The 13,059-nt window shown below is 40.9% G+C and carries 13 protein-coding genes; 8 read left to right on the top strand and 5 right to left on the bottom strand.

Annotated features, from left to right (window positions below):
• Positions 1 to 87: 87 nt before the first annotated feature.
• The 4 genes from H6G79_RS15740 to H6G79_RS15725 all read left to right on the top strand — a co-directional run bounded on the left by H6G79_RS15740 (position 88) and on the right by H6G79_RS15725 (position 2,296).
• Complete coding sequence (locus H6G79_RS15740) at positions 88 to 552, top strand: SRPBCC family protein (protein WP_190592461.1); 465 nt, start codon at positions 88 to 90, stop codon at positions 550 to 552.
• 173 nt (positions 553 to 725) lie between these two features.
• Positions 726 to 1,133, top strand: coding sequence for a phage holin family protein (locus H6G79_RS15735; RefSeq protein ID WP_062287899.1), 408 nt, complete (start codon positions 726 to 728; stop codon positions 1,131 to 1,133).
• Positions 1,134 to 1,250: 117 nt separating this feature from the next.
• The gene (locus tag H6G79_RS15730) at positions 1,251 to 1,436 is read left to right on the top strand and encodes a YqaE/Pmp3 family membrane protein (RefSeq protein ID WP_190592462.1); all 186 of its coding nucleotides are present in this window, start codon (positions 1,251 to 1,253) and stop codon (positions 1,434 to 1,436) included.
• A gap of 431 nt (positions 1,437 to 1,867) precedes the next feature.
• Positions 1,868 to 2,296 carry a Uma2 family endonuclease gene (locus H6G79_RS15725; protein ID WP_242048391.1) on the top strand — a complete coding sequence of 143 codons (429 nt, stop codon included), beginning with the start codon at positions 1,868 to 1,870 and terminating at the stop codon, positions 2,294 to 2,296.
• Between the two features lie 181 nt (positions 2,297 to 2,477).
• On the opposite strand, the gene H6G79_RS15720 is transcribed toward H6G79_RS15725, so the two are convergent.
• On the bottom strand, positions 2,478 to 3,260 hold the full coding sequence (locus tag H6G79_RS15720) for a histidine kinase (RefSeq protein ID WP_190592463.1): 783 nt from the start codon (positions 3,258 to 3,260) through the stop codon (positions 2,478 to 2,480).
• Positions 3,261 to 3,533: 273 nt separating this feature from the next.
• Here H6G79_RS15720 and petJ point away from each other — a divergent pair, with 273 nt between their 5' ends.
• From petJ to H6G79_RS15700, 4 genes are all read left to right on the top strand, one after another.
• Complete coding sequence (gene petJ / locus H6G79_RS15715; RefSeq protein WP_190592503.1) at positions 3,534 to 3,860, top strand: cytochrome c6 PetJ; 327 nt, start codon at positions 3,534 to 3,536, stop codon at positions 3,858 to 3,860.
• A 110-nt stretch (positions 3,861 to 3,970) separates the two neighbouring features.
• Positions 3,971 to 4,990: an aldo/keto reductase gene (locus H6G79_RS15710; RefSeq protein ID WP_190592504.1), complete on the top strand. Its 1,020-nt coding sequence runs from the start codon at positions 3,971 to 3,973 to the stop codon at positions 4,988 to 4,990.
• 55 nt (positions 4,991 to 5,045) lie between these two features.
• Positions 5,046 to 5,516, top strand: coding sequence for a VOC family protein (locus tag H6G79_RS15705; RefSeq protein ID WP_190592464.1), 471 nt, complete (start codon positions 5,046 to 5,048; stop codon positions 5,514 to 5,516).
• Between the two features lie 33 nt (positions 5,517 to 5,549).
• A complete protein-coding gene (locus H6G79_RS15700; RefSeq protein WP_190592465.1) occupies positions 5,550 to 5,828 on the top strand; it encodes a hypothetical protein in 279 nt (92 codons plus the stop codon).
• A gap of 266 nt (positions 5,829 to 6,094) precedes the next feature.
• Here H6G79_RS15700 and H6G79_RS15695 read toward each other — a convergent pair whose 3' ends face one another.
• The 4 genes from H6G79_RS15695 to H6G79_RS15680 all read right to left on the bottom strand — a co-directional run bounded on the left by H6G79_RS15695 (position 6,095) and on the right by H6G79_RS15680 (position 13,030).
• Entirely contained in the window at positions 6,095 to 7,615 is a 1,521-nt protein-coding gene (locus H6G79_RS15695; protein ID WP_190592466.1) for a trehalase family glycosidase, read from the bottom strand.
• Positions 7,616 to 7,759: 144 nt separating this feature from the next.
• Positions 7,760 to 10,525: a malto-oligosyltrehalose synthase gene (gene treY, locus H6G79_RS15690; RefSeq protein WP_190592467.1), complete on the bottom strand. Its 2,766-nt coding sequence runs from the start codon at positions 10,523 to 10,525 to the stop codon at positions 7,760 to 7,762.
• Positions 10,526 to 10,762: 237 nt separating this feature from the next.
• Positions 10,763 to 12,610 carry a malto-oligosyltrehalose trehalohydrolase gene (gene treZ, locus H6G79_RS15685; RefSeq protein ID WP_190592468.1) on the bottom strand — a complete coding sequence of 616 codons (1,848 nt, stop codon included), beginning with the start codon at positions 12,608 to 12,610 and terminating at the stop codon, positions 10,763 to 10,765.
• Between the two features lie 228 nt (positions 12,611 to 12,838).
• The gene (locus H6G79_RS15680) at positions 12,839 to 13,030 is read right to left on the bottom strand and encodes a hypothetical protein (protein WP_190592469.1); all 192 of its coding nucleotides are present in this window, start codon (positions 13,028 to 13,030) and stop codon (positions 12,839 to 12,841) included.
• Positions 13,031 to 13,059 lie beyond the last annotated feature (29 nt).

Here is a 13,059-nt window from a genome sequence, read left to right as displayed (position 1 = left end):
TTTAGAATCGCTGTGTATCCCTTGGGTGTATCAATACCATCTGTCACCATCATTTTTTCTTGGTATGAGTTTTAGGTTTTGCTGTTCATGCTGCACTTCAACCATTCATCTGTAATTAATGCGCCAATAGAAGTAGTTTGGCAATTTCACGAAAGACCAGATATCCTGCAAATGCTAACTCCACCTTGGCAACCAGTCCAAGTAGTCCGGCGGGAGGGAGGACTGCAAATAGGTGCTATTACAGAGTTTCGTTTGTTTTTGGGTTTAGTACCTTTAACTTGGTTAGCGCGTCACACCCAATGCGAACCATATCACCTATTTGTCGATGAACAAATATCTGGCCCCTTTGAAACTTGGATACATCGCCATGAATTTCAGTCAGAAGATGGCAAAACCAAGCTAACAGATGCAATTTCCTACTCTATGCCAGGGGGAGATACAGTTGAATTTATCAGTGGTTGGCTAGTCCAAAGTCAACTAGAAGCGATGTTTCGCTACCGCCATTATGTAACGAAGCGTGAATGTGAAGGTAAAGGCGGCAACTGGTGGTAAAAATAGGGATTAGAGGCTAGAGTTAGTTTTCTCGTAATTTACGAAGTTTCTGCCAAAATCAGTCAACTGGTAGAAGCACAATCTATCTTATAAGAGAGGTTGAATCTTTCTAGATTGTTAATGATAGTAGCAAGACATTCAAACAAACTATCACTGACTTTTTAGGTAAAACAATGTTGGGAACATTTCTTATCACTCTAGCTACAGCACTCAGCTTACTAATTGTTGATTTAGTTGTACCTGGTGTTAATATTGCTAACTTTCCTTCGGCGTTAATTGCTGCTGTTGTCATTGGCTTACTCAATAGTTCTGTCAAGCCAGTTCTTTCTACCCTATCTTTACCATTAAACCTGTTAACCTTTGGCGCATTTTCCCTGGTTGTGAACGGTATTTGTTTCACATTAGCCGCATTTTTAGTGCCTGGGTTTAGCGCACATGGAATCCTCGCGTTTATTCTCGGCCCAGTTGTTTTATCTTTAGCTAACACCTTCATTGGTAATTACTTTGCTGAAAGAAACTTATCTTTAACAGGCAACACTTCAAAAACAGGTGAATTACCTCAAGGTAATCCTCAGCAATAGTAGAAATTCGGCTGCAACAATCATCCAGAATTAACATAATTCCTGAGACAGAGTTTGTCATCAAGTTAATTCTGCACAATATGAGTTAATCAATTTGAAACAGTAACAATAAAACCCATGAAAATATTACGCTTTTTACTTGCTATTTTCTTGCCTCCTTTAGGCGTTTTTCTGACAGTTGGCGTTGGCCCAACTTTGGTAATTAATATTCTGCTGACTTTGCTTGGTTGGCTTCCTGGTAGTATTCATGCACTGTGGATAGTGGCTAAGAGAGAAGAAGCATTAAATAGCGGCACTTACTAATTAGGCAAGAAAATCTACATCTTTCCATCGAACAAACCTCTCTAAATAAGGACAATCAATTAAGGGTAGACTATAAAAATCTACCCTTTTTATTATGTTTTTCTGAATATGTAGAGAGCTACAGCGACTTAAGTTTAGTATGGTATTGATTGCATATCCGATTATGAAATATAGCGTTTCTTATTCTAGTGAAGTACAAGCAAGAATAATTAACCGCAGATGAACGCAGATGGACGCAGATAAATTTGTACATCAGCAAACTAGGAAAGGCTATATAATTAGATGCTATGCAAGCAAGCATAGTAAAGTTTTATGCAGAATATATGCCCCAGTCAAGTACTAAGATTTCGCTTGCAGAGTTTCTTGCTCAACCTCAAATAGAAGCTTCTCCTGCATTGGAACTAATTGATGGGTGAGTTGTCCAAAAAATAATGCCAACCTTATTTCATTCCAGGCTACAACGTAACCTAGTAAATTATATTAACGATCGCACCGATAAATTTGAAGCTGTGCAGAAGCTACGTTGTATTGTACCGCCTTACTCACCAGTACCAGATATTGTGATTATTGCAGGCGATCGCCTGAGTGATGCAGATGGCCCATTTAATGGAGCGCCAGATTGGTTAATTGAAATTCGCTCACCAGACCAAAGCACTTTAGACTTACAAAATAAGATTCTCCACTGTCTTAGTAATGGAACCCAACTGGCTTGGTTAATCGACTTGGCTCGTCAGCAAATATGGGTTTGGCAAGGAGATGACTTACCGATAATTTTTGCAAGCGGAGATTTTCTCCCCAGTTTGGGTATTCTCCCGGAAATTACAGTTGATGCTGTTATGGCGATGACTAGGGGAAGATAGCTTTTGTATGAAGTACTTTGTTAACTAAATTGTACTTGCTCAGAACCCCGACTTCTTGAAGAAGTCGGGGTTATTATGATATGAGTATCTAGTACAGATCAGCGTAAATAAACAGACCATCGGGAATTGCTAAAAGGCTTGTGATATCGTTATTATTTCTTTTTCCTTTTGCCTTGTTGTACTAGTTTTTATCTGCTGGTTCCTTGTCTTTAAACAAATCAGCAGTTGCGAGAAGTAACTCGCGTAAGGTTTGTTTGATTTGAAATTCTTTTTTGGCGATGGCTGTACCAGCTTCACCTAGTTTATCTTCTAACTGCGATCGCTTCTGTGATACCTGGGTCGCTAAAACTTCCGCTTGGGGACGAGCTTGGTCATACCAATTTTTGGCATCATTGAGATGATTTTGAATTTCTTCCGAACGGCCGCCATAACGTGCTGCTAAATTCGCGCGGACAATGGCTAATTGTGCTTGTAATTGAGCGTAACGTTTTCTTAGTAACGACACTTCATCACTATTTTTGATAGCATTCACAGCCGAGTCAATTACATTTTTAGTATCAGCAGTATTTTGTTTACCTGTTTCCTCAATCTCAGCTAATATCACATCTACATCTTGCTGAAGTTTTTCTTCTTCACTATCTAACTGAGCCTGTAATCTTTGCAGTTCTGACTGAGTGTGAATAATAGTTTCGTGTCTTTTGTGGTTCGCACCTTCCAAAGCACCTTCAATAGAAGCTGTCACTTCTTCTTTAATTTCAGTTCCTCTTTCTTGCAGAGTTTCAATCACAGCCGCAACCGCATCTTTAACCAGTCCCCGCAATTCGGTTGAACCTTCTTTCAACTCAGCCGCAACTTGCGAAACTGCTGATTTGACAATTTCTCTAACTCTTTCAGTCCGTAACTGACCAGTTTCTTTAACTTGTATCAAGTCAGTTTGAATTTGTTCTTTGACATTTTTAACCATTTTCAACTCGTGTATTTAGCTAATTTGGATAAATTTATTTAGTTTAGTCATCTCCAACATCTTAATTTTGACGTATTCTATTGGGAATAGACACTTCCTTTAGATAGAAAATGACAAATTATCAGTTTGTATCTGTGGTTTTATTGACACAGCAAATATTGGGTATCGCTATGCACATAATTATGAGAAGATAAAATTTGAGATTACAGTCACTCTCAAGCAATGATGACCACCAAAGCACAAATTAAGATAATGAGAATTAATCTGCTCAAAATGATGCAGCTATTAAGTTTAATTATCTTGTTATTGACAACTACTTTTACTTTGCCTGCAAATGCCAGTGACACAGCAAACGGCGCACAAATATTTAGCCTGCATTGTGCTGGTTGCCATATTAACGGCAGTAACATTATCAGACGCGGAAAAAATTTAAAAAAGCAAGCCCTCAAGAAATATAATATGGATTCCATAGAGGCAATTACATCTATTGTCACCAATGGCAAAAGTAATATGTCTGCTTATAAAGACCGCCTGAGTGAGCAAGAAATTCACGATGTTGCGGTTTATGTTCTAGAACAAGCAGCCAAAGATTGGCGTTAGATAATTATCAATTCAATTATATGAATCATATTTGTCCTACTCCCTACTCCCTACTTCCGACTCCCAGCCTTTACAGATAATTCAAAAATCAAATCGGATTACTATATATGGTGCTACTACCTACAGAAAGTCGTCTGCAACTCACTCCTGATTTAAATATTTGTCGGATATTAAATGGAATGTGGCAAGTATCTGGCGCACATGGACATATTCAACCACAAGCAGCTATACAAGCTATGTTTCAATATCTGGATGCAGGTTTTACTACCTGGGATTTAGCTGATCATTATGGCCCGGCTGAAGATTTTATTGGGGAATTTCGCCATCAACTAATTGCAACTAGAGGGAAAGAAGCTTTAGCTAACTTACAGGCTTTCACAAAATGGGTTCCTCGTCCGCGAAAAATTACGAAAAAAGTCGTTGAAGAAAATATTAATATTTCCTTGCGGAGAATGAGAGTTGAATCTTTAGATTTAATGCAATTTCACTGGTGGGAATATAATGATAAAAATTATCTAGATGCCCTGATATTTATGGCAGAATTGCAAACTGAGGGCAAAATAAAGCACTTGGCTTTGACAAATTTTGATACAAAACACCTGCAAATTATTGTCAATGCAGGAATTAAAATTGTTTCTAATCAAGTGCAGTTTTCTTTAGTTGACCGCCGTCCAGAAGTGGCAATGGTGGAATTTTGTCAGGAACATAACATTAAACTGTTAACTTACGGGACAGTTTGTGGCGGTTTCTTATCAGAGAAATATTTAGGTCAGCCGGAACCACGAAACTTTGATTTAGGTACAGCCAGCTTACGTAAATACAAAAATATGATTGATGCTTGGGGTGGTTGGCAATTATTTCAAGAATTGCTGGTGACGCTGAAAGAAATTGCTGATAAGTATGGTGTCAGTATTGCGAATGTTGCTGTACGTTACATTTTAGATAAACCAGCAGTGGGAGGTGTCATTGTTGGCGCAAGGCTGGGTGTATCGGAACATATCGAAAATAATGCCAAAGTATTTAGTTTTAGTTTAAATCAGGAAGATTGCGATCGCATCGAGCAAGTCTCGCAAAAATCCCGCGATTTATATAAAATAATTGGCGATTGTGGCGATGAATATCGAAGATAATTCGTAGTTATTTACTGTAGCTAGTACGTCAAAGCGATATCTGAAAATCTGATGTATGAAAAGTATCCTTACTCCTGGAAATTTGCGGAAAGTGCATCACATTGCTCTCAATGTCAAAGATATGCAAGCTTCGCGTCACTTTTACGGTAAGATTTTAGGCTTACATGAATTGACGGGTAAGCAAGTCCCCGCAACACTGGTAGAACTTGTCGCGGAAGGGAAAGTTGCCAACTTTGTGACCCCCGATGGTGTAATTTTAGATTTATTTTGGACACCGGATCTCAATCCACCCCATCCAGACCCAGAACAGAGTTTTACAAGAGCTTATCATCTGGCGTTTGATATTGATCCGCGATTATTTGAGACGGCACTAGCGGTTTTAGAGGAGAATAAAGTAGCGATCGCACATGGGCCAGTTACTCGTCCTACAGGTAAAGGTGTGTACTTTTATGACCCTGACGGATTTATGATTGAAATTCGTTGCGATCCTCAACCTGAACTAAAAGTACCGAGTGCTAATTACTAATTCAGTATTTCAATAATTCCTTTTCACATAACAATGCAGATATTTCAAGTCATCGAAGCCGCACTCACAAAACCACCAATTCCCCACGAACCATACAAGCAATCACTCAAAGCTTGGGCAATGTATTGCTTGCGTGATAGAGGTTTCAAAGTTGTTTATGCTCAAAATGCTGATTTTGCCATTGAACCGAAAGGCGGAGATAAAATCTATTTCAAAGTTACCAATAATGCCGATGATGTAGATAAGTCCTGCGCTTGGATAGTTTGGGATAGTGTCGCTAAAACCGCCAGCTTGATTCCACCATCATCTTGATGAGGTTGACAAGGGAACAGGGAACAGGGAAGTATTTTTCCACACCACTTGAAACCCATGATTCTCAAAGGGTTTAGTAAGGGTTTTTGTTCATTTAGGGATTTGCGGGTTAATAGGGTTGCAACCAGACGGGTTTCGACACTTCTCCTACCGGAGACGCTACGCGAACGACAAGCTCAGTGCATCGCTTCGCTCAACCCTCGACCCTTGAGAGTTGAGCGAAGTCGAAACTCGGTTTACTGGTACTTTATTTTTATGCAAGTCCCTTACACCCTTACACCCTCACCGTAACCCAAAGCTAAAAGTTCTAAAATCACGCCATTAGTCCAACCGAAACCTATTTCATTGGAACTGTAACCAAAGCAAATTTCGTCGGAAACTTGAGCAGAGCATCGCTCAACGTCATATTTTTCGACGAAGAAACCAAATCTGGTAAATTCTTTCATCGCCATAGTGAGGAATTTATCAGCAATCTCCTTGGCTTCGGTATGATATCCATAGCGGCGCAGTCCCAGGACAGTAATTAGTGTGAGGGGAGACCAGCCAAAAGGCGCGTCCCATTGATTTCCGGTGACATGAGAACTGGTAAAAATTCCCCCTGGCGCGGCGAATGTTGGTAGATTTTGGACAATTCTTGCAGCTTGTGTGGGTGAAGCAAGTCCTGTCCAGAGAGGATAAAAGGTGGTAGCAAATTCATAATGACGACGATCGCCACTATGGAAATTATAGTCTAGATAAAGTCCTGTGTCTTCATCCCACAAGTATTGATTGATACGCTCACGGCGGAGACTGGCGCGATCGCTCCATTGTTGTCCAAGTTCGGGATTACCTAAAATCTCGTGAATCTGCGCCAAGTCTTGCTCTATTTGATACAGCAAACTATTTAAACAAACAGGCGCATAGTGGATGATATCAACACTGAAAGGGCCAAAGCGGTTGGAAATATCAAACCCAGACTCACGCATAGAGCGATCGCCTTTGTAAAATAAGTCTGTGAGTTCGTCTTTTTCGCGGTCATAATACAAACTCACATCATAATCATCAATCTCAAATTTTTGATAATATTCCTTGACACGTTCGTAGTGGCTGCGTCCGGCTTCGTCCAGTTCCGAAAACACAACTTCAGGTGCTGGCCCTTCTCCTAAAGCAAAATATCGAGATAAGCCTGTGGTCAGATTCAAATGTGGCGGTACTACCCAGTAATAATAAAACTGTTCTAATAAGGGCAAGGTTGATTTTAACCATGCTATGTCTTGGGTATGTTGAAACAACGCCAGCACCATCAAACTGAGGACAGGGGGTTGCGATCGCGTCAGCATATAGGTACGGTTGGCATTGAGGATAGTGCCGTAATGCTGGACTTGATAAAGTAATTGATCAACTTGACTTTGAGCTAATTCCCATTCTTCATCCCGCAGTAAGCCCAGCAAAATAAAATAGCTGTCCCAGCCATACATCTCGTTAAAACGTCCACCAGGAACGACATAAGCGCCGGGAAGATATAACAAGCCGTGTTCTTGAATATCTGCGACTTCGTTGGGTAAGGTGCGAATTTCGATTTGCTGCATTTCGGTTGCAGATAGCGATCGCTCTAACACAGCCTTGACTGTATTACAGTCTTCTTGGGGAGATATGTAAACTAGCCACGGGGTATTAGGTGGGTGTTCTAGTTTGGTGTCTTGGACTGATTCTAGTAGGTGTTGATGGGAACGGGTGAGGGTTTTCCAGGTTTGTTTGATGTAGGTGCGGACGGCTTGTATTGGTGGGCTGGTGAGTTGTTTGGTCATATTTATTTCACGCAGAGACGCATACTTCGACTTCGCTCAGTAACCAGAGGCGCGGAGAGGAATTAAGAGGGATTTTATTTGTATATTTAGAGATTGCTTTAACCTCTTGTGGGGTGGGCATCTTGCCCGCCACTGTTGTATTAATCACTCCGCAATTAGTAAGGCTACTGGGAAGTGGGAGAGGGTTTGGGAGATAGGGAGAGTATCTCCAGGTTGTAGGGTTTGGTGGGTGAGGAGGTTTTGCCAAGTTTTGGCGGGGAGTTTTAGGTGTGTATCTTGCCATACTGACTCGCCTAGTGGGGGTTGTCCGAGTTGGGTGAGGCTGGTGAGGAAACGGGGGACAATGGCGAGCGCGGTTTGCTTGCTATGTTGTCGGGCAAAGGCGATGATATGGTTGGCGTGGGTTCCGTGGACTTCTAGTGGTTGATATTCGCCGTTTTGGAATAAGGAAAGATATTTTGTTCTGGCTTTGAGTGCTTGCAGGGTTAAAAACAGTTTGATTCTACCGTCGGTTTTCTGAGTTAGTAGTTCGGGAATGCAGCCGAGAATATCTGTTTTGATTTGTGCTTGGATGGTACTCAAATAACTACGTCGCAATTCAAAATCTACGGGACGGCGGTTATCGGGGTCAACTAAGCTTAAATCCCAAAGTTCTGTTCCTTGGTAGAAGTCGGGAACACCAGGCGCAGTAATCTTCAAGAGGGTTTGGGAAAGAGAATTAAATATGCCATATTCGGCAATTTTTTGTTGAAAGGGACGGAAGTTATCTAGAAATTCCCGTGATAAGTTGGGGTCAAGTATTTTCTGTACAAAGGTGGTACAAGCTGCTTCATACTCATTATCAGGGCGTAACCATGCGGTGTGAACTTTTGCTTCCCGGATGGCTTTAATCATGTATTCTTGCACTCGTTCCACAAAGGAGGCTTGTTCATGTTCTGCAAAGGGAAACGCGCCAACTAGGGTTTGATAGAGGAAGTATTCATCGTTGCGATCGACTAAGCTACGATGTGATTGATTGATTTCACTCCAGTTATTTACCTGTTGTTCCCACTCTTGAGGAATTTCGGACAACACATTTAACCTCGCTCTCACATCTTCGCCGCGCTTGGTATCATGGGTGGCGGTGGCGTTCATGGTATGCGGCCAGTTTTTTTGGTGCTGTTGGTTAAAGTTATGAAATTGCTCAATAGTAATACCAAAATGACTGGGGTTTCCGCCGACTTCATTCAGGGAAATTAGACGGTTGTAAACATATAAAGTAGTATCTTCCACGCCTTTAGCCATGAGTGGCCCAGTGTATTGCTGCATCCGCAAGACAAAATAAATCCACTGTTCTTTTTCTGTTTGGCTGAGAGATTCATCGAACTGCAACAGCAAGACTTTTTCTAAAAAGTTCATTTCATGTTGCAACAGAGGTACTTGTTTTCTCGCTGTGTTAATTACTTGTTGAATACAAGCTTTATCAGTCTCGGAAATTGCATCGGGGGTGATATAAGTGCGGTAGATAGGGAATAATGTGAGCAGTTCTGCGATCGCTCGTTTCAAACCATTCAATGTAAAATCATTGCCATAGCGATATTTGCTGGCAATATTCTTCAGCAAACTAGCTAAATTATCCACATCACCCGCTAGATTTTTCTCTAATATCAGATGCTTTTTCTCTTTAACCAGTGATGGATAATTGACCCTTGCACCGATAAATGAATGGTAAATTTTATTAAAAGCTGCTTGATTTTGTGCTTGACAAAATACACCATTGACATAATTCAAAAAATCATATCCTGAAGTACCTTGAATCTGCCAATTGTTGGGTAAATCTTCCGTGAGTTCTAAAATCTTCTCGACAGTGATATAAACATCACCCATTTTTTCGCGCAGTCTTTCTAAATACTGCGTTGGGTTGTATAGTCCATCAATGTGGTCAATTCTTAAGCCAGTGAATACGCCTTCTTCTACTAGCTTAGAAATTAAACTATGAGTGTTGTTAAACACTCGCATTTCTTCAACTTTCACCGAGATAAGTTCGTTAACAGTAAAGAAACGGCGATAGTTCATTTCTTCCGCGCCAACTTTCCAGAAGGCGAGACGATAAAACTGGTCGTTGAGTAAGTCATCGAGCAAGTTAAAACTTTCAGAATTACCCGGTTCGCCATTGAAAATTTTCAGGTTTTCGTCAATAAATTCCCGGATATCATCATTAGTGCTGTAGAGTTCCCAAATCAAACCTTTGATAAAAGCAATTTGGTCTTGACGCTGTTTACCTGTAACTTCTGAAGGCACACTTTTGAGAATGTAGAGAACACCTAAAAGTTTAATAAAATCAGGATGATTTCTCCCCAGTGTGCGGGTAAGTTTACCAAGATTGTAAGTCAGAAATTTGCTATAAGACTCTAACCGCAATGGTAATTTTAAGCTGTAATAGTTAACAGTTAAACCATTCGGCTCATATTGGATTTGAATATCTCCCTTTTCTAAGGCTTCGCCATAAAAATCTCCTAACAATGGTGCAAGAATGCGCTCTTGGCTATTAGCAAAAGGCGAGTTCCAACAAACATCAAAATAATCGGTATAACTAGAATCTGCACCATGTTCTAACACATCCATTAAATAGGGATTTTCGCTACTATACGCCATGTGGTTAGGCACAATATCTTGTAGCCAACCCATCCCCAAAGCTTGTAATTCTGCCACTAAAGCCGCAAAATCCTCCTCAGTGCCTAATTGCGGATTTAACAGTGCAGCATCTACCACATCATAACCATGTGTACTCCCAGTCCTCGCCTTAAAAATTGGCGAAGCATACAAATCAGAAATACCTAAATCTGATAAATAGGATGCGATCGCTCTAGCATCATCAAAGCCAAACTGGGGTGTAAACTGAATTCTATAAGTTACTTTTGGGATTCGCATAATATTGTTACTTGTATATAAATAGGTTGAAAAAGAGGTTCAGGGGAAAACACTCTGCGCCCCTCCGCGTTGACTTCACGTAACTCTGCGTTAAAAAACCTCATATAGCAGCCCTAAATAATTTGTGAAATTTTCTTTCTTTTCCTTCCTTTCCTTCTTTGTGTCCTACCCTTCGGGAAGCCGCTATCGCGTCTATGCGTCCTTTGCGGTTCGTTAAAAAGAATACTTTTTCACGACTCATTTAGGATTGCTATACAAAACTAAACTCATAGCCGCCAACACAACCTCATCCCCCACCGCGAGTTTGTCAGCAGCTTGAGAACCTTCACCAGACCATACAGCATCGGCTGAGTCTAATAACTTCCGCGCACTTTGCTGAATTGGTAAACTTACCGCCACCGATGAGGAATTAAAATTCATCGCAAATACCACCTCACTCGACTCACACCAACGCCGCACTACAACTAATTTTTTGTCTTCATCACTGGTTGCTGTAATATTGTCGCGGTCAAAATTCAACAACGCGGGATGAGTTTGGCGTAAATTAATTAACTGACGATACCAATTCCATAAAACCTTGTGTTGTCCTTGGTGACGCAATTCCCAGTTAAGTTTACACCGCAGAAATGTCTGTGCAGATTCGGGATCTGGTGGATCTTCTGCATAGTGGAACGCCTCAAACTCTTGCTTACGTCCAGCACGCACAGCTTGAATCAATTCAGGGTCGGAGTGGCTGACAAAATAGATAAAGGGTGCTGTTTCGCCATATTCTTCACCCATGAATAGTAACGGTAAGTAGGGTGACAACAATACAGCACCAGCCGCTAATTTCAAACCAGCAAAGGAAATTCGCTCAGATAAGCGTTCCCCCTTCATTTGATTACCAATTTGGTCGTGATTTTGAATACAGACTGAAAACTGAGATAATGGGCGATCGCGGCAAGATATCCCATGAAAACGCTTACGGTGGGGTGCATACCGCCAATCGTAGACAAAAGTATCTTGGTAAGCTTTAGCTAAATCGGCACACTTACCGAAATCTTGATAATACCCTTGGCGATCGCCTGTTAACAATGTATGTAATGCGTGGTGAAAATCATCACTCCACTGTGCATCAATTCCATATCCTCCCAATTCTGGCGGACGTACAATTTGCGGGTTATTCAAGTCACTTTCTGCAATTAAATAACGTTTCCATGTCCCCCCTTGACAAAAGTTATGCACAACTTCCGCCAACTCCCCTAAAAAATGCTTTGCACCCAAATCATAAATTGCTTGAATTGCATCCAGCCGCAAAGCATCTATATGAAAATTTCCCAACCAATACAGAGCATTTTGAATAAAATAATTTCGCACACCTTGACTATAAGCATCATCGAAATTCATCGCGTTGCCCCAAGGTGTCTTATAAGTTTTAGTAAAATAGGGCGCAAACTGACCCATATAATTACCTTCTGGGCCAAAGTGGTTATAAACCACATCTAGCACTACAGCAATGCCATTTTCGTGACAAGCATTCACAAATCGCTTGAAATCGGCGGGACTACCGTAGGAATTTTGTACCGCATACAGATAAACGCCATCATATCCCCAATTGCGATATGCCAAATCAGGCTGAATATGATCATCGCCCGGAAATTGGGCAATGGGCATAATTTCAATCGCGTTAATTCCTAACTCCCGTAGTTCTGGTAAACGGGGAATAATCGCAGCAAAGGTTCCTTCCGGTGTGAATGTCCCGACATGGAGTTCATAAAAAATCATCGATTCTAAGGGAATACCCGTCCAGGTTGTATCTGTCCACTCAAAATGATGATCTACAACCACAGAAGCACCGTGAACTCCTTGGGGTTGAAACTGCGAAGCCGGGTCAGCAAAAGCTTCTTGCTCATTTAATTGATATCGATACAATGTACCCGGATACACATCATTGACTTTTACTTGCCAGTATCCCTCTGCTTGCGGTTTTAGCGGAATTAACTGCGACTCTGGCGTTAAAATCTCTACCGCAACGCTGTTTAGTGTGGGAGACCAAACAGTAAACTCACACTCGCCGTTACCTAAGTAGTGAGCGCCAATTTTCACACAGCATCCTCCGCTTAAATGATGTTCTGAATCAGTGTTTGACAACTGTAAATGTCATCAAGTCAACATTTTTCAGTTATCTGTCAGATAGCATCATGATATTTTTCTCAGTTATTTCACTAGTGCCAAAAGATATATTTGGTAGTCAGCATTTGGAAATAAAAAGACCAGCCTCTGGTGAGATGTCAGTTTAAATCTGATCTCAAATGACACTTTCTCAGAAGGGTATCAATCCGATTGTTTCTGTTTATCTAATTTTTCTTGTACCGCATCCCTACAAAATTGTGCTGGGTCGGGTTGTGCTTTCACTGCATCTTTCATGTCTTTACTTGCACGAAAGCTGATTTGCTCTGTTAAGGATTCCTCACCTTTTCTTTGTCCTGGTTCTAAATTTTCAGGTGTTCCTCTAGGATTCGGCATTTATGTAGAAACGTAAATATAAATTGAAT

Origin of the sequence: Anabaena sp. FACHB-83 (assembly GCF_014697485.1) — a bacterium.
Lineage (GTDB): Bacteria > Cyanobacteriota > Cyanobacteriia > Cyanobacteriales > Nostocaceae > Nostoc_B.
This window is presented reverse-complemented; position numbering and strand designations above follow the sequence as displayed.

Bases quoted from the DNA above. Each gene is read 5' to 3' on its own strand.
- H6G79_RS15730 (WP_190592462.1), top strand. From the start codon at position 1,251: ATGAAAATATTACGCTTTTTACTTGCTATTTTCTTGCCTCCTTTAGGC.
- H6G79_RS15740 (WP_190592461.1), top strand. From the start codon at position 88: ATGCTGCACTTCAACCATTCATCTGTAATTAATGCGCCAATAGAAGTA.
- H6G79_RS15735 (WP_062287899.1), top strand. From the start codon at position 726: ATGTTGGGAACATTTCTTATCACTCTAGCTACAGCACTCAGCTTACTA.
- H6G79_RS15700 (WP_190592465.1), top strand. From the start codon at position 5,550: ATGCAGATATTTCAAGTCATCGAAGCCGCACTCACAAAACCACCAATT.
- treY (WP_190592467.1), bottom strand. From the start codon at position 10,525: ATGCGAATCCCAAAAGTAACTTATAGAATTCAGTTTACACCCCAGTTT.
- H6G79_RS15705 (WP_190592464.1), top strand. From the start codon at position 5,046: ATGAAAAGTATCCTTACTCCTGGAAATTTGCGGAAAGTGCATCACATT.
- H6G79_RS15695 (WP_190592466.1), bottom strand. From the start codon at position 7,615: ATGACCAAACAACTCACCAGCCCACCAATACAAGCCGTCCGCACCTAC.
- H6G79_RS15720 (WP_190592463.1), bottom strand. From the start codon at position 3,260: ATGGTTAAAAATGTCAAAGAACAAATTCAAACTGACTTGATACAAGTT.
- H6G79_RS15725 (WP_242048391.1), top strand. From the start codon at position 1,868: ATGCCAACCTTATTTCATTCCAGGCTACAACGTAACCTAGTAAATTAT.
- petJ (WP_190592503.1), top strand. From the start codon at position 3,534: ATGATGCAGCTATTAAGTTTAATTATCTTGTTATTGACAACTACTTTT.
- H6G79_RS15680 (WP_190592469.1), bottom strand. From the start codon at position 13,030: ATGCCGAATCCTAGAGGAACACCTGAAAATTTAGAACCAGGACAAAGA.